General features: G+C 69.0%; 18 protein-coding genes. 13 read left to right on the forward strand and 5 right to left on the reverse strand.

What is annotated here, in order from left to right:
- Nucleotides 1–7 precede the first annotated feature (7 nt).
- A complete protein-coding gene (locus tag BN973_RS04065; protein WP_036466114.1) occupies nt 8–1,195 on the forward strand; it encodes a CoA transferase in 1,188 nt (395 codons plus the stop codon).
- A complete protein-coding gene (locus BN973_RS04070) occupies nt 1,189–2,490 on the forward strand; it encodes an amidohydrolase family protein (protein WP_036466116.1) in 1,302 nt (433 codons plus the stop codon). Before BN973_RS04065 ends, BN973_RS04070 begins: the two co-directional genes overlap by 7 nt.
- On the opposite strand, the gene BN973_RS04075 is transcribed toward BN973_RS04070, so the two are convergent.
- Nucleotides 2,487–3,389 (reverse strand): alpha/beta hydrolase, encoded by a 903-nt coding sequence (locus tag BN973_RS04075; RefSeq protein ID WP_036466118.1) that lies wholly within the window; start codon nt 3,387–3,389, stop codon nt 2,487–2,489. The genes BN973_RS04070 and BN973_RS04075 overlap by 4 nt on opposite strands.
- 207 nt (nt 3,390–3,596) lie before the next feature.
- On the opposite strand from BN973_RS04075, the gene BN973_RS04080 reads away from it, so the two are divergent.
- The 9 genes from BN973_RS04080 (at nt 3,597) to BN973_RS04120 (ending at nt 12,500) form a co-directional block, all read left to right on the forward strand.
- Complete coding sequence (locus tag BN973_RS04080) at nt 3,597–4,334, forward strand: alpha/beta fold hydrolase (RefSeq protein ID WP_036472015.1); 738 nt, start codon at nt 3,597–3,599, stop codon at nt 4,332–4,334.
- A 180-nt stretch (nt 4,335–4,514) separates the two neighbouring features.
- Nucleotides 4,515–5,171, forward strand: a complete 657-nt coding sequence (locus tag BN973_RS04085; RefSeq protein WP_036466119.1) for a methyltransferase domain-containing protein — start codon at nt 4,515–4,517, stop codon at nt 5,169–5,171.
- Entirely contained in the window at nt 5,168–6,400 is a 1,233-nt protein-coding gene (locus BN973_RS04090) for a molybdopterin-dependent oxidoreductase (protein ID WP_036466120.1), read from the forward strand. The genes BN973_RS04085 and BN973_RS04090 overlap by 4 nt, the downstream gene beginning before the upstream one ends.
- 1 nt (nt 6,401) lies before the next feature.
- Nucleotides 6,402–6,920 (forward strand): hypothetical protein, encoded by a 519-nt coding sequence (locus tag BN973_RS04095; protein ID WP_036466121.1) that lies wholly within the window; start codon nt 6,402–6,404, stop codon nt 6,918–6,920.
- 101 nt (nt 6,921–7,021) lie between these two features.
- On the forward strand, nt 7,022–8,227 hold the full coding sequence (locus BN973_RS04100) for an alpha/beta hydrolase (RefSeq protein WP_036466122.1): 1,206 nt from the start codon (nt 7,022–7,024) through the stop codon (nt 8,225–8,227).
- 43 nt (nt 8,228–8,270) lie between these two features.
- A complete protein-coding gene (locus BN973_RS04105; protein ID WP_036466123.1) occupies nt 8,271–9,680 on the forward strand; it encodes a WS/DGAT/MGAT family O-acyltransferase in 1,410 nt (469 codons plus the stop codon).
- A 139-nt stretch (nt 9,681–9,819) separates the two neighbouring features.
- Entirely contained in the window at nt 9,820–10,599 is a 780-nt protein-coding gene (locus tag BN973_RS04110) for a crotonase/enoyl-CoA hydratase family protein (RefSeq protein WP_036466124.1), read from the forward strand.
- A gap of 69 nt (nt 10,600–10,668) precedes the next feature.
- Nucleotides 10,669–12,186, forward strand: coding sequence for a class I adenylate-forming enzyme family protein (locus BN973_RS04115; RefSeq protein WP_036466127.1), 1,518 nt, complete (start codon nt 10,669–10,671; stop codon nt 12,184–12,186).
- A gap of 17 nt (nt 12,187–12,203) precedes the next feature.
- On the forward strand, nt 12,204–12,500 hold the full coding sequence (locus BN973_RS04120) for a hypothetical protein (RefSeq protein WP_036466129.1): 297 nt from the start codon (nt 12,204–12,206) through the stop codon (nt 12,498–12,500).
- Here the strand turns inward: BN973_RS04120 and BN973_RS04125 are convergent.
- Entirely contained in the window at nt 12,497–13,075 is a 579-nt protein-coding gene (locus BN973_RS04125) for a TetR/AcrR family transcriptional regulator (protein ID WP_036472016.1), read from the reverse strand. The genes BN973_RS04120 and BN973_RS04125 overlap by 4 nt on opposite strands.
- An 89-nt stretch (nt 13,076–13,164) precedes the next feature.
- Nucleotides 13,165–13,296, reverse strand: a complete 132-nt coding sequence (locus tag BN973_RS31970) for a hypothetical protein (protein ID WP_269147634.1) — start codon at nt 13,294–13,296, stop codon at nt 13,165–13,167.
- A gap of 230 nt (nt 13,297–13,526) precedes the next feature.
- On the opposite strand from BN973_RS31970, the gene BN973_RS04130 reads away from it, so the two are divergent.
- Nucleotides 13,527–14,351 carry a crotonase/enoyl-CoA hydratase family protein gene (locus tag BN973_RS04130; RefSeq protein WP_036466131.1) on the forward strand — a complete coding sequence of 275 codons (825 nt, stop codon included), beginning with the start codon at nt 13,527–13,529 and terminating at the stop codon, nt 14,349–14,351.
- A gap of 41 nt (nt 14,352–14,392) precedes the next feature.
- Here the strand turns inward: BN973_RS04130 and BN973_RS04135 are convergent, their stop codons facing one another.
- Both BN973_RS04135 and BN973_RS04140 read right to left on the reverse strand, forming a co-directional pair.
- Nucleotides 14,393–15,862 (reverse strand): aldehyde dehydrogenase, encoded by a 1,470-nt coding sequence (locus BN973_RS04135; RefSeq protein WP_036466134.1) that lies wholly within the window; start codon nt 15,860–15,862, stop codon nt 14,393–14,395.
- A gap of 41 nt (nt 15,863–15,903) precedes the next feature.
- The gene (locus tag BN973_RS04140) at nt 15,904–16,668 is read right to left on the reverse strand and encodes a class I SAM-dependent methyltransferase (RefSeq protein WP_036466137.1); all 765 of its coding nucleotides are present in this window, start codon (nt 16,666–16,668) and stop codon (nt 15,904–15,906) included.
- A gap of 41 nt (nt 16,669–16,709) precedes the next feature.
- On the opposite strand from BN973_RS04140, the gene BN973_RS04145 reads away from it, so the two are divergent.
- Nucleotides 16,710–17,864, forward strand: a complete 1,155-nt coding sequence (locus BN973_RS04145) for a glycosyltransferase family 4 protein (RefSeq protein ID WP_036466139.1) — start codon at nt 16,710–16,712, stop codon at nt 17,862–17,864.
- Nucleotides 17,865–17,952: the final 88 nt, after the last annotated feature.

The raw sequence follows: 17,952 nt of genomic DNA on the forward strand, positions 1-17,952 counted from the left end.
GAGGACAATGGTCCAGGTGAGCGACGCGGCGTCCCGGTGGGGCAGCAGCGGGCTGGCCTGCCTGACCGGCCCGCCCGACGGGCCGCCCGACTTCTCCCGCGCCGGGGTGCTGGCCCGCGCCGATCGGGTCGCCGCGGCGGTGGGCGGTCATTTCGGTATCGCCGTCGACGCGGCCACGCTGCTGGCCGGGCGGGCCGGATTGCTCGGATTGACTCGTGGCGGCAGGATTTCGGCCGGCGGGGGCACCCGGCTGTTCCAGGCCCGCGACGGCTGGTGCGCGTTCACGCTGTCACGCCCCGACGATATCGCTGCCATCCCCGCGCTGCTGGAGCTCGACGAGGCGCCCGCCGAGCCCTGGCCGATGCTGCAGCATTGGGCCGCAACACGTCTCGTCTCCGCAATCACCGAGCGGGCGAGCCTGCTGGACATTCCGGCGGCCGCCCTGGGCGAAGTGGCCCAAGCGCCGCCGCGGATCGAGCGAATGGGTACCGGGGTTGCTACCCGCGGCGTCACCGGCCTGCTGGTGGCCGACCTGTCGTCGATGTGGGCCGGCCCGCTGTGCGGGCACGTGCTGGCCCGGGCCGGGGCCACCGTCGTCAAAGTGGAAAGCCCCCGGCGCCCGGACGGCACCCGGGCGGGCAATCGTGCATTCTTCGACTGGATGAACGGTGAAAAGCTGTCCTACTGCCTGGATTTCGAAAGCCAGGTCGACGAGCTGCGCGAGCTGCTCGCGGTCGCCGACATCGTGATCGAGGGCTCTCGGCCTGCGGCGCTGGCCCGGCGCCGGCTGGGCCCGGAACACATTGCCCCGCGCCCGGGCCGAATCTGGTTGCGTATCAGCGGGTATGACCACGACGACGGCCGGCCCGCGTTCGGGGACGACGCCGCGGTGGCCGGTGGGCTGGTCGGTACGGGGCCGGTGTTCTGCGGGGACGCCATCGCCGATCCGCTCACCGGCCTGGAAGCGGCACTGGCCGTGGCCGAATCGCTGGCCCGCGGCGGCGGCGAGTTCATCCGGGTGTCGATGGCGGGGACTGCCGCTGGTTACGCGGCCGTGCCCGCCGCGGCATCGGCCTCCGAATGCCCGGCGCCACCACCCCAGCCGCCACCCGCGCCCCGACGCGCCGCCGACCTGGGCGCCGACAGCGACGCCGTACGCCGGTTGGTCGCCGAAAGACGGCCGCTGTCATGCTGATTCAGCGGGCGACCCTACTGGACGGCACGGTGGCCGACATCCGGGTGGGTGCGCAGATCGAGGAGATCGGCGTCGGCCTGCAGTCCCAACCCGGGGAGACCGTGCTGGATGCGCACGACGCGACTGTGCTACCCGGCCTGCACGACCACCATGTGCACCTGCGTTCGGCCGCCTCGGCGATGGATTCGCTGACGCTCGGACCGCCGCGCGTGCACACCAAAGAGCAACTGGCAGAATACCTTTCGAACGCGACGCCGAACGCCGACGGATGGATCCGGGCGATCGGCTACCACGAATCCGTCGCCGGTGAGCTGGATCGCGCCGCGCTCGACGCCATCCTCCCTGGCACTCCGGTGCGCGTCCAGCACCGCAGCGGCGCCCTGTGGATCCTCAATTCCGCGGCGCTGCATCTGCTCGGGATGGCCGGGCATCCCGACGGGCGGCTGCGTGCCAGCGACCGATGGTCCGAGGCGCTGCAGCGTCACCACACCGACCTCCCCGAACTCAGCCGTCGCCTCACCGCGCTCGGCGTCAGCGGAGTCACCGACGCCACACCGGATCTCGACGCGGACGACATGGTGTCGCTGTTGGTGGCGCATCGGCACGGCGAGTTCCGGCCGCGGCTTTCTTTCCTGGCCCCGGGAAAGATGATCCTGCACGACGACCGCCTCGACCTGGACGCGTTGACCGGATGGATCGCCGATCACCACGCCGACGGGCAGCCGGTTGCCGTGCACTGTGTGACCGCAGCGCAATTGGTGGTCGCCATCGCGGCCCTGCGCGCCGCCGGCGGCCATCCGCAGGATCGCATCGAACACGCCGCGGTCGTCGGCGATGACGACCTTGCCGACCTGGCCGAGCTCGGGCTCACCGTGGTGACCCAGCCGAACTTCGTCGCCGAGCGCGGCGATCAGTACCTGTCCGACATTCCCGCTGCCGAGCACGCCGCGCTGTGGCGGGTCGCGTCGCTGCGAAAAGCCAAGGTGCGCGTGGCGCTGTCGACCGATATGCCATTCGGGCGCGGTGACCCGTGGGCGGCGATGCGGGCCGCGGTGCACCGCACCACACCCAGCGGGGTGGTGCTGGGCGCCGACGAATGTGTCGCGGCGACAGAAGCTTTGACGATGTTTCTGGGCCATGCCGATCAGCCGGGACGGCCCCGGACCGTCGACGTCGGACAGCCGGGGGACCTGTGCATGCTGGCCGCACCGCCCGCGACGGTGCTGGCCGAGCTGGATGCCGGACTGGTGGCCGCGACAATTATCAACGGCCAGCTCGCCTATCCCGCGGACTAGCGCGCCCCGGGCAGTGCGGCCCGCAGAGTCTCGCACTGACTGTCGAAAAACCGCTGCGACACTTGCACTTTCGGCGCCACCAGGTCGAAGCCGTGAAAGGCGCCGGGGATGATCTCCACCTCGCACGGCACGCCGGCGGCCCGCAACCGTTCGGCGTAGGCCAGATCTTCATCGTGGAACAGGTCGTGGGTCCCCACGCCGATCCAGGCCGGGGCCAACCCGCTGAGGTCGTCGCGGCGGGCCGGCACGGCGACCCGTGGATCCGCATCGCCCAGATATGCCGTCCAGCCGAACCGGTTGCTGTGGGTGTTCCACAGGCGATAGGTCGGCTTCTCGGCCGTCAGGGAACTGCGATCGTCGAGCATCGGGTAGGCCAGCAGCTGGAACAGCGGCGTGACCTCCCCGCGGTCGCGGGCCAGCAACGCCAGCGCCGCCGCGAGACCGCCGCCGGCACTGGCGCCGCCGATCGCCACCTGCGTCCGGTCCACCGCCGGCAGCCCGGCCAGCCAGGTCAGCGCCGCGTAGCAGTCCTCGAGCGGTGCCGGATACGGATGTTCGGGCGCCAGCCGGTATTTCACCGCCGCGACGGTGATGCCCAGCCTGGTGGCGAACCCGTGGCAGACCCGGTCGTCTTGTTGCGGGCTGCCGATCACGTATCCGCCGCCGTGGATCCACAGCAGCGCCGGTGCGGGCCTCGTGACACCCGGCGGGCGGAACAGCCGGATACCGGCCCCCGAACCGAGGGTGATCACTTCGGCATGACGGGAAGCGCCGGGACTGCGGCGCTCCCGCAGCTTGGTCAACACCCGAATGGTGGACAGGCTGCGGGGGCTGACGAGTTGTCGCGGCGCGATGCGCGCGATCCGGCGGAGATCTGGGTGAACGTCGCTGTTCGGCACCGGCTCAGTATTACCGACGCGAAACCGGGCGCCCGCCTGGCGTCGGGTGTTGTCACGGGCCGGTACCGCCCGGCGGATGCCGTGCCGATGCGTAGGCTTGGCGACGAATATGGAGGCGCAGTGACGACATTGGTTCCGCGGTTTGTCGACACCGTCCTTGGCAAGATTCGCGTTCAGGTCAGCCCGGGCACCGGGCCCGCGGTGCTGATGTGGCCCAGCCTGCTGATGACCGGCGATCTGTGGGCCGGGCAAGCGGCCCGTTTCGGGGCCCGCAACCGCCTGGTGCTCATCGATCCCCCGGGCCATGGTGGCAGCGAGCCACTGAGCGCGATGTTCAGCTTTACCGAATGCGCGCGCTGCGTCGTCGACCTGATGGACGGGCTCGGCATCGACAAGGCGCACTTCGTCGGCAATTCCTGGGGTGGGATGATCGGAGCGACTTTCGCCGCTTTGCATCCGGACCGCCTGGACCGCGCCGTGTTGATGAATTGCACGGCGTCGAAAGCCGGCTTCGCGCAGCAGGTCAAATACGCGGCCATGCTCCGGTTGTCGAGGATGCTCGGCGGCGTGCGGCCGCCGCTGACCCGGTCGGTGATCCGGGGCTTCGTCGGTCCGACGACACTGCGCAACCGTCCGGGCGTGGTGGAGGCGGTGCGTGCGACGGTCGAAGCCGCCGAACTGAACTCGAGCAGCTGGGCGGTGCGCAGCGTGGTGCCGGCCCGGCCCGATCAGCACGCTCTGCTGCGGCGCATCACCGCCCCGGTGCTGGTGGTCGCCGGCGTCGAGGACGCCACCTTTCCGGTGGCCGAAACGCGGGCCATGGCCGACTCCATCCCCGGTTCCTCCTTCAAGGTTCTCGACGGCGTCGCCCACCTTGCGGCGCTGGAAGATCCGGGCCGCGTCAACGAGTTGCTGGAACGGTTCTTGTTCGACGGCGCCGCCTGACATCGCGGAATTTCCCACCTGACCGGGAGCCATCCGGACGCGCCCCGGCTCCGAATCACCCCCGTGCCGCATTTCGCCCCGCCGAGTGAACAGCGTTGATCGGAGTGGTTAACCCGCGCGAGATCGGGGTATCGGTCGGGAGGCCGCCCGCTCGGTCGGCCGCGACGCGGGGGACGTGACATGCTGGGACATCTCTATGAGCGGGCACTTGGCGGCGAGCGATGTTGGATTCGCCATGAGGATGGCGAAATCCGAGTGCTGCCCGCGCATCGGTGGCTGGGCGCCCGGTGCTCCTCGAACGGCGGATTGGTCGATGCCCTCGACGAGGACTTCGACGAAGCCGTCACCGAGATGTGCAGCGGGCCGACGATCGAGCTCGGTTGCGGGCCGGGGCGGTTGGTCGCACGCCTTTTCGAGCGGGGGATACCCGCACTCGGCATCGACCGGTCCGCGACCGCGATCCGGCTGGCCGGTCGCGGCGGCGCACCCGCCCTGCTGGGCGACGTGTTCGAGCCGCTGCCCGGCATGGGGCGGTGGCAAACGGTGCTGCTGGTCGACGGCAATGTCGGTCTGGGCGGTGACCCGGGACGGATTCTGGCGCGCGCCGCCGAGCTGCTGCGCCGCGGCGGCCGCTGCGTGGCCGAGTTCGAGGCCGACGCGATCGGGGTGCGCGCGCGCTGGGTGCGACTGGAGTCGGCCTGCGATGTGGGGCCATGGTTCCGCTGGGCGTCGGTCGGGGTAGACAGCGCCGCCACGCTCGCGGCGCAAGTCGGACTGACGCTGACCGGTGTTCGGCTGATCGGCGGGCGGGTGATTGCGAGCCTGGCCGCGCCGTGAGCGGCTTGCTGGCCCGATTTCGGAGCCCGCTGCGCGGCCCGTGGCTGACATCGGTGTTCGGGCTGGTGCTGCTGGTGACACTGCCGGTCATCACGCTGACCGGGCTGCTGTCCTACATCGCTTACGCGCCGCAGTTCGGGCAGGCCATCCCGGCGGACGTCGGCTGGCTGCGGCTGCCGTTGTTCGTCTGGCCCACCCGCCCGTCCTGGCTGTACCGGCTGACGCAGGGCATCCACGTCGGCCTTGGGCTGGTGATCATCCCGGTGGTGCTGGCCAAGCTGTGGTCGGTGATCCCGCGGCTGTTCGTCTGGCCGCCGGCCCGGTCGGTCGCCCAGCTGCTGGAGCGGGCGTCGTTGGTGATGCTCGTCGGCGGGATCCTGTTCGAGATCGTCACCGGCGTGCTGAACATCCAGTACGACTACATCTTCGGGTTCAGCTTCTACGACGCGCACTACTTCGGCGCGTGGGTCTTCATCACCGGATTTCTGATGCACATCGCGGTCAAGCTGCCGCGCATGGTCACCGGGTTGCGGTCCCTGCCGCCACGCGACGTGCTGCGCACCGGCCGCGCCGACACCCGTTCCCAACCGCCCGATCCCGACGGGCTGGTGGCCGTCGATCCGGCGGAACCGACGATCAGCAGGCGCGGCGCCTTGGCGCTGGTCGGCAGCGGCGTGGTGCTGATCGCGGCGCTCACCGTCGGCCAGACCGTCGGCGGGGCCGCCCGCGGGGCGGCCCTACTGGTACCACGCGGCCGCGGTCGCGGTGACTTCCCGGTCAACAAGACCGCGGCCGCCGCTGGCATCAGCCGCGAAAGTGTCTGCGAGACTTGGCTATTGGCCCTGCGCGGTGGTCCCGCGGAGGTCACACTGGACCGCGCCACGCTGACCGGCATGCCGCAGACCACCGCGCGCCTGCCGATCGCCTGCGTCGAAGGATGGTCGACCGTGCAGACCTGGAGCGGGGTCCGGCTGGCCGAGCTGGCCCGCATCGCGGGCGTACCCGCGCCGCGCTCGGCCCGGGTGACCTCCCTGCAGCGCGGCGGCGCCTTCGGGCGGGCAACGTTGCAAGCCAACCAGATTCGCGATCCCGAGGCGCTGCTGGCGCTGCGGGTCAACGGCACCGACCTGTCCCTGGACCACGGCTATCCGGCCCGGATCATCGTGCCCGCGCTGCCGGGTGTGCACAACACCAAATGGGTGGCCGCCATCGAGTTCGAGGGCGGTTGAGATGTCAAGACTTTCAACACGTTTCGCTGCGATCTACGGATCGCATCCGCTGCATCTGCTGACCATGCTGTCCGGTTTCGCGCTGATGGGCTACATCCTGGCCACCTTCAAGCCGGCGACGCTGTGGAATCCCGACAGCTGGTGGCAGTCGATCGCCGTCTGGTTCGCCGCCGCCGTGGTCGGTCACGACCTGTTGCTCTACCCGCTCTACGCGCTGGCCGACCGGGCGCTGCCGGGGCGCCGACACCCCGCCGGTGCTCGTCCAAAAGTGTCCGCCCACAACTACATTCGAGTGCCGGCGCTGGGGGCCGGGCTGACGTTGCTGATCTTTCTGCCCGGCATCATCGAGCAGGGCGGGCCCACGTATCAAGCGGCAACCGGCCAGACCCAGCAGCCCTTCCTGGGCAGGTGGCTACTGCTCACCGCGGCGATGTTCGGGCTGAGCGCCATCTGCTACCTGATCCGGCTGGTCGCGGCGCGTCGGCGTGGCCCGCGCAGCGAAGGGCCAACCCCTGTCTAGAACGGCAAATCCGGCAACTCAGCAAACATTCAAAGCGCCACGTTCAGGACTTCTACACAAACGTCAGTTTCCGCCGACGAGGTGGGGGTACAGTCCCGTACATGACGGCGAGGGTCCCGGGCATGACACCGTGCCTCAAGTGGTTGCTGCGGGCCCGTCCCGCCGACTATGCGCTGGCGCTAAGCGTTGCCGGCGCTTCGCTGCCGGTGGTCGGTAAGCACCTGGAACCGCTGGGCGGTGTGACCGCGATGGGCGTCTGGGGCGCGCGACATGCGCCGGAGGCGTTCGCCGCCCTGAAGAAGGACTGGCTGACACCGGGCATCAACGACGTGCGCCGCCGGGACCGGGAAAGCACGCACGAGGTATCCGTCGCGGCGCTGCGCGGAGTCGTCTCCGCCGCGGACCTCGACGCCGAATGGCCGGCGCCGGACAAGACGCCGCCGATCTGGGAGGCGTTGCGGCAGCGTCGCTATCTGTACCGCCGGGCGGTGCACTACGGCGACCACCCGGCGCAGGTGCTGGATGTGTGGCGGCGCAAGGGGCTGCCGGCCCAGCCCGCCCCGGTACTGATCTTCGTCCCGGGCGGCGCCTGGGTACACGGGCGCGCCATGATGCAGGGCACCGCCCTGCTGTCGCGACTGGCCGAGCAGGGCTGGGTGTGCCTGGCGATCGACTACCGCGTCGCGCCGTATCACCGCTGGCCCCGTCACATCACCGACGTCAAGACCGCGATCGCGTGGGCGCGCGCCAACGTCGACAAGTTCGGCGGTGACCGCGATTTCGTTGCGGTGGCGGGATGTTCGGCCGGCGGGCACCTGTCCGCGCTGGCCGGACTCACCCCCGACGACCCCGACTTCGAGCGCAGGCTGCCGGAAGGGGCGGACAGCTCGGTGGACGCGGTCGTCGGCATCTACGGTCGCTACGACTGGGAGGACCGCTCCACCCCCGAGCGTGACCGGTTCGTCGAATTCCTGGAGCGGGTGGTGGTCAAGAAGTCCATTGCCCGTCACCCCGAGGTCTACCGCGACGCCTCCCCGATCGCGCGTGTGCACCGGAATGCCCCGCCGTTCTTGGTGATTCACGGCAGCAAGGACAGCGTCATCCCCGTAGCGCAGGCGCGCAGCTTCGTCGAGCGACTGCGGGCGGTCTCGCATTCGATGGTCGGATACCTCGAGTTGCCCGGGGCCGGACACGGCTTCGACATGATCGACGGCGAGCGCGCCGGGGTGGCGGCCCACGCGACTTCGCTGTTCCTCAACCAGATCTACCGCAGCAAAGTGCAGATCAGGTCAAAAGAGGTCATCTAGCTCGGTCGCTGAGTAAGGTCCCTGCTAAGGGGAAGGGGCAGCGATGAAACGGCTGAGTGGCTGGGACTCGGTACTACTGTATTGCGAGACCCCGAACGTGCACATGCACACGATCAAGGTCGCCGTCGTCGAGATCGACCCGGATCGCCGAGACTTCGACGTCCACTCGTTTCGCCGGGTCATCGGCGCGCGGCTGAACAAGCTCGAGCCCTTCACCTACCAGCTCGTCGACATCCCGTGGAAGTTCCACCATCCGATGTGGCGAGAGCACTGTGAGGTCGACCTCGACTACCACATCCGCCCGATACGGTTGCCCGAGCCGGGCGGTCGCCGCGAGCTCGACGACGCGATCGGACGCATTGCCAGCAATCCGCTGGACCGCGACCGTCCGCTGTGGGAGATGTACTTCATCGAGGGGCTGGCCAACAATCGGGTCGCGGTGGTCGGCAAGATCCACCACGCGCTCGCCGACGGCGTCGCGTCGGCCAACCTGATGGCCCGGGGGATGGACCTGCTGCCCACGCCGGAAAGCGGCCCGCAGATCACCGACCCCGCGCCATCCAAGGCGCAATTGGTGCGCTCGGCGTTCACCGATCACCTGCGCCAGGCCGCGAAGCTGCCGGGGACGGTCCGTTACACCGCACAGGGCATCAATCGCGTTCGGCGCAGCTCGCGCAAGCTCTCACCCGAACTGACCATGCCGTTCACCCCGCCGCCGACCTTCCTCAACCACCGGATCACCCCGGAACGCCGTTTCGCTTCGGCCACGCTGGCGCTCGCCGACATCAAAGAAACCGGCAAGAAGTGCGGCGGGACCATCAACGACGTGGTGCTGGCGATGTCCACCGGGGCGTTGCGCACCTTGCTGCTGCGTTACGACGGCACCGCCGAACCGCTGCTGGCGTCGGTCCCCGCGAGTTTCGACTTTTCGCCCGAACGGATTTCGGGCAACTACTTCACCGGGTTGATGGTCGCGCTGCCGGCCGATCTCGACGATCCGCTGGAGCGGCTGCAGGCCTGCCACGACAATGCCGCATCCGCCAAGGAGGCGCACCACCTCGTCGGCCCCGAATTGATCAGCCGGTGGTCGAACTACCTGCCGCCGTTGGCCACCGAGTCGTTCTTCCGCTGGGCCTCCAGCCGCGACGGCCAGAACAAGGTGCTCAACCTGCCGATCTCGAACGTGCCCGGACCGCGCGAGCACGGCCGGGTCGGCGGCGCGCGGGTCACCGAGATCTACTCGGTGGGGCCGTTGACGGCGGGCAGCGGCCTCAACATCACCGTGTGGAGCTACGTCGACCAGCTCAACATCTCGGTGTTGTCCGACGGCGCGACCGTCAAGGACCCGCACGAGGTGACCGAGGCCATGGTCGCCGACTTCATCGAATTACGAAGGGCTGCAGGGCTTTCCGAAGAGCTGACACAAGTCCAGGCCGCGATGGCGCCGGCCTGACCGGTCCGCGGCCGGCAACAACCCGCAGATCTGGTAACGAGACTCTCTCCTGGTGCCAATGCCATTTCCGTCGGCGGCTACCATCAGTCGGTAGCAGCCGCTGGTTTGCCACCGATTCTAAAGGAGATGGGCAGCTACCGTGAGCACCGACGAAGCCAACGAGCCCGAGGTCCTGGTCGAACAACGCGGCCGGATCCTGATCATCACGATTAACCGGCCCAAGGCCAAAAACGCCGTCAACTCCGCGGTGGCCAACGGCCTGGCCGCGGCCGTGGACCGGCTCGACGCCGAGCCCGGCCTGTCGGTGGGCATCCTCACGGGAGCCGGCGGCTCGTTCTGCGCGGGCATGGACCTCAAGGCGTTCGCCCGGGGCGAGCTGCCGATCGTCGAGGGCCGCGGCATGGGATTCACCGAGCGTCCGCCGGTCAAGCCGCTGATCGCGGCCGTCGAGGGCTACGCGCTGGCCGGCGGCACCGAGCTGGCGCTGGCCACCGACCTGATCGTGGCGTCAAAGGATTCGGCCTTCGGCATCCCGGAGGTCAAGCGCGGCCTGGTCGCCGGTGGTGGCGGGCTGCTGCGGCTGCCGCAGCGTATCCCGCCGGCGATCGCGATGGAGCTGGCGTTGACCGGCGAGAACCTCTCCGCGGAGCGCGCGGCCGCGCTGGGCATGGTGAACGTGCTGGCCGAGCCCGGCAAGGCGCTGGACGCCGCGATCGATCTGGCCGAACGGATCGCCGCCAACGGCCCGCTGGCGGTGGCCGCCACCAAGCGGATCATCGTCGAATCCCGCGGCTGGAGCCCCGAGGAGATGTTCGCCGAGCAGAACAAACTGCTGGCGCCGGTGTTCTCGTCCAACGACGCCAAGGAGGGCGCCATCGCGTTCGCCGAGAAGCGCGCTCCCCAGTGGACCGGCACCTGAGATTCGATACACTATGTTCGTAGAGTCCGTGTCGGGACGCAAAAGGGTTGGGATTCTTAGGGATCGAGTATGAGCATTTCGTTGCTTCTCGAGATGGCTGCGTCGAGCAACCCCGATCGCACCGCCGTCGTTTCGGGGGACACCCGGCTGACGACGCAGGAGCTCAGCGATCTGGCCGACGGCGGCGCGGGAGTCATCGCCGAATCGGGGGCGGCGCACGTCGCCTACGTCGGCGTCGGCGGCGCGATGCTGCCGGTGCTGATCTTCGCGGCGGCCCGCGCCGGTGTGCCCTTCACCCCGCTCAACTACCGGCTGTCCGCCGAGGGGATCCAGACGCTGATCGGGCGGCTGCCGGAACCCCTGGTCATCGTCGACAGCCGCTATGCGGAGATGCTCGGCGATTCGTCCAAGAGGGTGATGGATTCCGGCGACTTCCTGACCGCCGCCCGCGACGCCGAGCCCGCGACGGAATTTCCCGACCCGGAGTCGGTCGCGATCGTGCTGTTCACCTCCGGCACCACGTCGCAGCCCAAGGCCGTCGAGCTCTCGCACAACAACCTGACCAGCTACGTGACCGGAACCGTCGAATTCGATTCGGCGGCAGAACTTGACGCGGCGCTGATCTGCGTGCCGCCGTATCACATCGCCGGGGTCGGTGCGGCGCTGTCGAACCTGTACGCCGGCCGCAAGATGGTTTACCTGCCCAACTTCGACGCGAACGAATGGGTGCGGCTGATCGGCGCCGAGCACGTGACGACCGCGACGCTGGTGCCCACCATGCTGGACCGCGTGGTCACCGTGCTCGAGGCGGGCGGTCACGATCTGACGTCGCTGCGCAACCTGGCCTACGGCGGCTCCAAGGTCGGCCTGCCGTTGGTCCGCCGGGCGCTCGAGTTGCTGCCGAATGTGGGCTTCGTCAACGCCTATGGGCTCACCGAGACGAGCTCGACGATCGCGGTGCTGACACCCGACGACCACCGTGCGGCGCTAGCAGCTTTTTCCACGTCCGACGTGGCCTGGGTCAAGCGGCTGGGTTCGGTGGGGCGTCCGGTGCCCGGCATCGAGATCGAGATCCGCGACGACGAGGGCAAGGTGCTGGCGGCCGGTGAGACCGGCGAGCTGTTCGTGCGCGGCGAGCAGGTCTCCGGCCGCTACACCGGGATCGGCTCGGTGCTCGACGAAAACGGTTGGTTTCCCACCAAAGACATCGCGATGCTCGATGACGAGGGCTATCTGTTCATCGGCGGACGCAGCGACGACACCATCATCCGCGGCGGGGAGAACATCGCGCCCGCCGAGCTGGAGGAGGTGCTGGTCGAGCATCCGCACGTGCGCGACGTCGCCGTGGTCGGCGTCGAAGACCCCCAGTGGGGCCAGGCCATCGTTGCGGTGGTGGTGCCGCGGCCCGGCGCCGACCCCGATCCCGAGGAATTGCGGGAACACGTCCGCAAGGCGTTGCGCGGTTCGCGTACCCCCGACCGCGTAGTGTTTCGCGACGAACTGCCGACCACCCCCACGGGCAAGGTGCTGCGGCGCGAAATCATCGAAGACCTAGCAGGATTACCGGCCGCACCGGCCGAGGAGTAAGTAGAGGACGAAAAATCATGATCAAGAACGGAACCCGTCTCACCAGCCAGGTGTGTGACACCCAGGTGATCGTCGTCAGGAGCTCCGACAGCCTCGACGACCTGCGCTGCGGCGGTGTGCCGATGGTGCCGATCGGCGGCGAGCGCTCCGGCGAACTCGACCCGGCCTTCTCCGAGGGCACCGTGATGGGCAAGCGCTACGTCGACGAGTCCGGCGCCGAGGTGCTGGTGACCAAGCCGGGCGCGGGGAGCCTGAGCATCGGCCAGACCGCGCTCGCGCTCAAAGAGGTCAAGCCGCTTCCGGCCAGCGACTAGCCGTCCTGTTTGCCGGGAATTCCGTTCCGGGTAACGAATTCCCTTGCCTTGATTAGGAATTCGAGCTGCTCGCCGACCTGGCTGAGCGGGCGGACCGAGCGCGTCGAGCGTGCCAGCACGATCGCGCCCTCCAGCGCCGAAATCGACATCACCGCCAGCGAGGCGGCATCGTCGTCGTCGAAGCCGTCCTTCGCGAACGCCCGGGTCAATGCCGTACACCACCGGCCCAGGATCATGCCGGCTTCGCTGGTCAGGTCCTGATCGCTTTCGTCCGAGCTGATCGCGGCCGCGACCACCGGGCAGCCGGCGAGGAAGTCGCCGGCGGTCAGCAGGCGCTCCCAGAGTTCGATGAACTCGCGCAGCAGGGTGCGGGCGCCATGGTCGGCGGCGGCGTCGATGGTGGCGGTGATGGAATCCCCCGAATACCGCAGTGCCTCGCTCAGGATCTGATTGCGGCCTTCGGGGAAGTGGTAGTAGACCGAGCCGCGCGGGGCGCCGCTGCGCGCCAGCACGGCGTCGATGGTGACGCCGGCGGCCCCGCGTTCACGCATCACCTCGGCGGCGCTGACAAGCATCTTGGTACGGGTGCCGCCGCGCTTCGTCGACGCGGGCTCCGGCTGGACATCGCTCGTGGTCGGCACTCTCGTACCTCCTGGGGCTGACGTCATGCAGCGTGCGAATGCCGCGATACCGGCCAGTGCATGTTACGCGGGCTGAACCGGAAAGACCGGCGTTTCAGGTCGGGCACCTCGCGGGTGAATTGATAGCCGGCGACGTTGAGTTCGATGATCCACATGGTTTTTCTCCCGGCCTAGTGGTGCTCTCGTGCGCCGGGGCCGGCGGCGCACGATTATGCTGAGAATCATATAAGACTTTGGTCTACTAAGCAAATTGTTAGTGCAACTAAACTCGCAGACCACGGTAAATATGTGACGTAGGTCATTTACTCGGGGTGAGTAAAAGCTGAGCAGACCGTAAGGATTATGCTGTATTGCATAATTTTGGGTCCTGATATTCACTTGTGCGATGGCACACACGTCCAACAGCTCCGACGGTCATATCCTTCCCGCGCTCGACACCGTGACCCTCGAGCGCGATGGCCACGTTTTGCTGATCGGCCTGAATCGACCGCACAAACGCAACTCGTTCGACCGCACCATGCTCGCCGACCTGTCCCGCGCCTACGCGCTGCTGGAGTCCGATCCCTCGGTGCGGGCCGGGGTGCTGTTCGCGCACGGCGACCACCTGACCGCCGGCCTGGACCTCGCCGACGTCGGCCCGGGCATCGCCGCCGGGGCGAATCCCTTCCCCGACGACGGCCGCGACCCCTTCCGGCTGGAGGGCAGCTGGACCACTCCGCTGATCGCCGTCGCGCACGGCTGGTGCATCACGCTGGGCATCGAGCTGCTGCTGGCCGCCGATATCCGCATCGCCGCCGCCGACGCCCGCTTCACTCAGCTCGAGGTGCGGCGCGGGATCTACCCGTTCGGCGGCGCGACGATCCGGCTGCCGCGAGAGGCCAGCTGGGGTAACGCCATGCGCTGGCTGCTCACCGGCGACGAGTTCGACGCCGCCGAGGCGCACCGGATCGGGTTGGTCCAGGAGGTCGCCGACGATGCGGCCCAGGCGCTGGACCGTGCTCGCGAGATCGCGCACACGATCGCCGACCGGGCCGCGCCATTAGGGGTGCGGGCGACGCTGGCGTCGGCGCATTTGGCGCGCACTCAGGGGGAAGCCACCGCCGTCGAGCGGCTGCGGCCCGTTGTCACCGAACTCTTCGCCAGCGAGGACGCCGCCGAGGGCGTGCAGTCGTTCCTCGAGCGGCGCGACGCCCGCTTCCAGGGCCGCTGAGCGCCGAACGTGAAACTAACTTCACGCTGGCAGGCGCACCGTCAGCCCTCGACGGTGTAGCCCATCGGCATCAGCACGCTCTTCTGCTGCGTGAAGTGCTCGACACCTTCGGGCCCGTTCTCGCGGCCGATGCCGGAATTCTTGTAGCCGCCGAACGGGCAGCACGGGTCGAAGGCGTACCAGTTGATCGCGTAGGTCCCGGTGCGGATCTTCTCCGAGATCGCGATGCCCTTGGGGACGTCGGACGTCCACACGCTGCCGGCCAGGCCATAGGCCGAGTCGTTGGCGATCTTGACCGCGTCCTCTTCGGTGTCATAAGGAATGATCGCCAGCACCGGCCCGAAGATCTCCTCCTGGGCGATCGTCATCTTGTTGTCGACGTCGGCGAACACCGTGGGCTGGACGAAGAAGCCGTTGTCCAAGCCCTCGGGACGGCCACCGCCGCACACCAGCCGGGCGCCCTCCTCGATACCCTTGGCGATGTAGCCCTCGACGCGGGCGCGCTGCTTCTCCGAGATCAGCGATCCGATCTGGGCGGCCGGGTCCGATGGCGGTCCGACCGGCAGCGCCTGCACGAATTGGCTTACCGCTTCCACGATTTCGTCGTAGCGCGAGCGCGGCGCCAGGATGCGGGTCTGGCCGACGCAGGCCTGCCCGGTGTTCATGATCCCGGAGAAGACCAGCATCGGGATCGCCGAGGCCAGGTCGACGTCCTCGAGCAGGATGGCCGCGGATTTACCGCCGAGCTCCAGCGTGCACGGCTTGAGCATCTCGGCGGCGCGCCGGCCGATCTCCTTGCCGACGGCGGAGCTGCCGGTGAAAGTGAACAGGTCGACGTCGGGATTCGACGTCAGGGCCTGACCGGTCTCGATACCGCCGGGCACCACCGACAGCACACCCTCGGGCAGGCCGGCCTCGGCGAAGATCTCCGCCAAAGCGTTTGTGGTGAGCGGGGTTTCGGCGGCCGGCTTGAGCACCACGGTGCAGCCGGCCAGCAGTGCCGGGCCCAGCTTGTTGACGGCCAGGAACAGCGGCACGTTCCAGGCGACGATCGCGCCGACGACGCCGATCGGTTCGCGGTGCACGATGGTCTGCCCGTACGAGCCGTTACGGATCTCGCGCCACTTGACCTGGTCGACGGCCGGGCCGGCGAAGAAGTTCATCGCGCCCATCGAGCCCATCCAGTGCATCGTCTCGATGGTGGTCGGCGGCTGGCCGGTCTCCCCGGCCAGCAGTGCGCTCAGCAGCTCCTTGCGCTCCTCCATCAGCTTGACCACGTTGGCGATGACGGCCGCGCGTTCCTTCGGCGGCGTCGAGGGCCAGGGGCCGTTGTCGAAGGCGGCGCGCGCCGCGGCGACCGCGGCGTCGACGTCGGCCGCCGCCGCCAGTGGTGCCTTGCCGAAGTACTCGCCGGTGGCCGGGCAGTGCACCTCGATCACCTCAGAGGTCGACGGCTCCGTCCACTTGCCGCCGATGAAAAGCTTGTCGTATTCGGTCTTGATGTCGCCCATTCCGCCACCCTACCGAAGCCGAAGCAAAACGAGAACATGTTTCATTCTTGGGGCGAGAGCACCAGAACCAGATTGCTCACTCCGAACTCGCGCAGCACCGGGACCGACGTCAGCCACCAGGCCCATCGCGGGTGGTAGCGCGGGAATGCGGCCAGCAGCGCCCCGGTGTTCTCGGCCCAGCTCAGCCCGTCTGCCGCCGACACCGCGAATAACGACGACCCGTAGTCGTTCTTCGCGCGGTGGCCGTGTTTGTGCGCGTAACGGGCAGCCGCGCGCTCGCCGCCCAGATAGTGGCTCAGACCCATCTCGTGCCCGCCGAAGGGGCCCAGCCAGACGGTGTAGGACAGCACGGCCAGCCCGCCCGGCTTGGTCACCCGCAGCATCTCGGCGCCGAGCTGCCACGGCCGGGGCACGTGTTCGGCGACGTTGGACGACAGGCAGATGTCCACCGAGTCGTCGGCGAACGGCAGCGCCATGCCCGACGCCCGGACGTGCGTAGCCCGGGCCACGCCGGGTCCGGCGGCGTGCATTTCGCTCGGATCGGGCTCGACGCCCAGGTAGTGCACACCGGCATCGGCAAACGCCTGCGCGAAATATCCCGGCCCGCCGCCGACATCGAGGAGCGTGCGGCCGGCCGGCGGTTCGCCGCGGGCGGCCAGCCAGAGGTCGGCGACCATCGCGGCGGTATCGGTGGCGAGTGCGCCGTAGAACCGCGCCGGGTCCGGCTGCTCGTAGCGAAATTCGGACAGCAGCCGCACCGAGCGCGCCAGCGTGGCCCGTCGCGCAAAGAGGTCAGTCACCGCCACCGCAAAGACCCTACGTCGGGCAACGGCTAGGCTGGCGACTGATGTCTGACCTGCGATCCGTCCTGCTGCTGTGCTGGCGCGACACCGGCCACCCGCAGGGCGGTGGCAGCGAAACCTACTTGCAGCGCATCGGCGCGCAGCTGGCCGCATCGGGTGTCACGGTCACCCTGCGCACCGCCGGCTATCCGGGCGCACCGCGCCGCGAGATCGTCGACGGGGTTCGGATCAGCCGCTCGGGCGGGCGCTACTCGGTCTATGTGTGGGCGCTGCTGGCGATGGCCGCGGCCCGGGTGGGCCTCGGACCGCTGCGGCGAGTCCACCCCGACGTGGTCGTCGATTCGCAGAACGGCTTGCCGTTCTGCGCCCGGCTGCTCTACGGCCGCCGGGTGGTGGTGCTGGTACATCACTGCCACCGCGAGCAGTGGCCGGTGGCCGGCCCGGTGTTCGGCCGGCTGGGCTGGTTTGTCGAGTCGTGGCTGTCGCCGCGGCTGCACCGCCGCAATCAGTACCTGACGGTGTCGCTGCCGTCGGCGCGCGACCTGGTTGCCCTGGGCGCGGACCACGAGCGAATCGCGGTGGTGCGCAACGGCCTGGACGAGGCGCCGGCGCAGTCGTTGGAAGGCCCGCGTTCGGCGGTGCCGCGGGTGGTGGTGCTCTCCCGGCTGGTGCCGCACAAGCAGATCGAGGACGCCCTGGAAACGGTCGCCGAGCTGCGGGCCCGGCTGCCGGAACTGCATCTGGACATCGTCGGCGACGGCTGGTGGCGCCGCCGCCTCGTCGACCATGTCCGCAACCTCGGCATCAGCGATGCGGTCACCTTCCACGGCCACGTCGACGACGTGACCAAACACCATGTGCTGCAAGGCGCTTGGGTGCATGTGCTGCCGTCGCGCAAGGAGGGCTGGGGCCTGGCGGTCGTCGAGGCCGCCCAGCATCGGGTGCCAACCATCGGCTACCGCTCCTCGGGCGGCCTGTCCGACTCGATCGTCGACGGCGTGACCGGGATATTGGTGGACAGCCGCCCCGAGCTGGTGGATCGTCTCGAGGAGCTGCTGTGCGATCCGGTGCTGCGCGATCAGCTCGGCGCCAAGGCGCAGGCACGCAGCGGCGAGTTCTCGTGGACGCAGAGCGCCGACGCGATGCGCGCCGTGCTGGAAACCGTGCAAGCCGGTGAGTTCGTCAGCGGCGTCGTCTAACCCGCCGCCGCCGCCGCTCGACCGCCGCCGCTCCGCTGGCCCCGTTGCCTCCGTTGGCTCCGCCGCTCCGCGAGACTTAATCCTTTGC

The organism is Mycobacterium triplex (assembly GCF_000689255.1).
GTDB lineage: Bacteria > Actinomycetota > Actinomycetes > Mycobacteriales > Mycobacteriaceae > Mycobacterium > Mycobacterium triplex.

What these genes read in the sequence shown, in the direction of transcription:
- BN973_RS04065 (WP_036466114.1), top strand. Translation starts at nt 8, where the DNA reads ATGGTCCAGGTGAGCGACGCGGCGTCCCGGTGGGGCAGCAGCGGGCTG.
- BN973_RS04070 (WP_036466116.1), top strand. Translation starts at nt 1,189, where the DNA reads ATGCTGATTCAGCGGGCGACCCTACTGGACGGCACGGTGGCCGACATC.
- BN973_RS04080 (WP_036472015.1), top strand. Translation starts at nt 3,597, where the DNA reads ATGTGGCCCAGCCTGCTGATGACCGGCGATCTGTGGGCCGGGCAAGCG.
- BN973_RS04085 (WP_036466119.1), top strand. Translation starts at nt 4,515, where the DNA reads ATGCTGGGACATCTCTATGAGCGGGCACTTGGCGGCGAGCGATGTTGG.
- BN973_RS04095 (WP_036466121.1), top strand. Translation starts at nt 6,402, where the DNA reads ATGTCAAGACTTTCAACACGTTTCGCTGCGATCTACGGATCGCATCCG.
- BN973_RS04100 (WP_036466122.1), top strand. Translation starts at nt 7,022, where the DNA reads ATGACGGCGAGGGTCCCGGGCATGACACCGTGCCTCAAGTGGTTGCTG.
- BN973_RS04105 (WP_036466123.1), top strand. Translation starts at nt 8,271, where the DNA reads ATGAAACGGCTGAGTGGCTGGGACTCGGTACTACTGTATTGCGAGACC.
- BN973_RS04115 (WP_036466127.1), top strand. Translation starts at nt 10,669, where the DNA reads ATGAGCATTTCGTTGCTTCTCGAGATGGCTGCGTCGAGCAACCCCGAT.
- BN973_RS04120 (WP_036466129.1), top strand. Translation starts at nt 12,204, where the DNA reads ATGATCAAGAACGGAACCCGTCTCACCAGCCAGGTGTGTGACACCCAG.
- BN973_RS04125 (WP_036472016.1), bottom strand. Translation starts at nt 13,075, where the DNA reads ATGCTTGTCAGCGCCGCCGAGGTGATGCGTGAACGCGGGGCCGCCGGC.
- BN973_RS31970 (WP_269147634.1), bottom strand. Translation starts at nt 13,296, where the DNA reads ATGTGGATCATCGAACTCAACGTCGCCGGCTATCAATTCACCCGCGAG.
- BN973_RS04130 (WP_036466131.1), top strand. Translation starts at nt 13,527, where the DNA reads ATGGCACACACGTCCAACAGCTCCGACGGTCATATCCTTCCCGCGCTC.
- BN973_RS04135 (WP_036466134.1), bottom strand. Translation starts at nt 15,862, where the DNA reads ATGGGCGACATCAAGACCGAATACGACAAGCTTTTCATCGGCGGCAAG.
- BN973_RS04145 (WP_036466139.1), top strand. Translation starts at nt 16,710, where the DNA reads ATGTCTGACCTGCGATCCGTCCTGCTGCTGTGCTGGCGCGACACCGGC.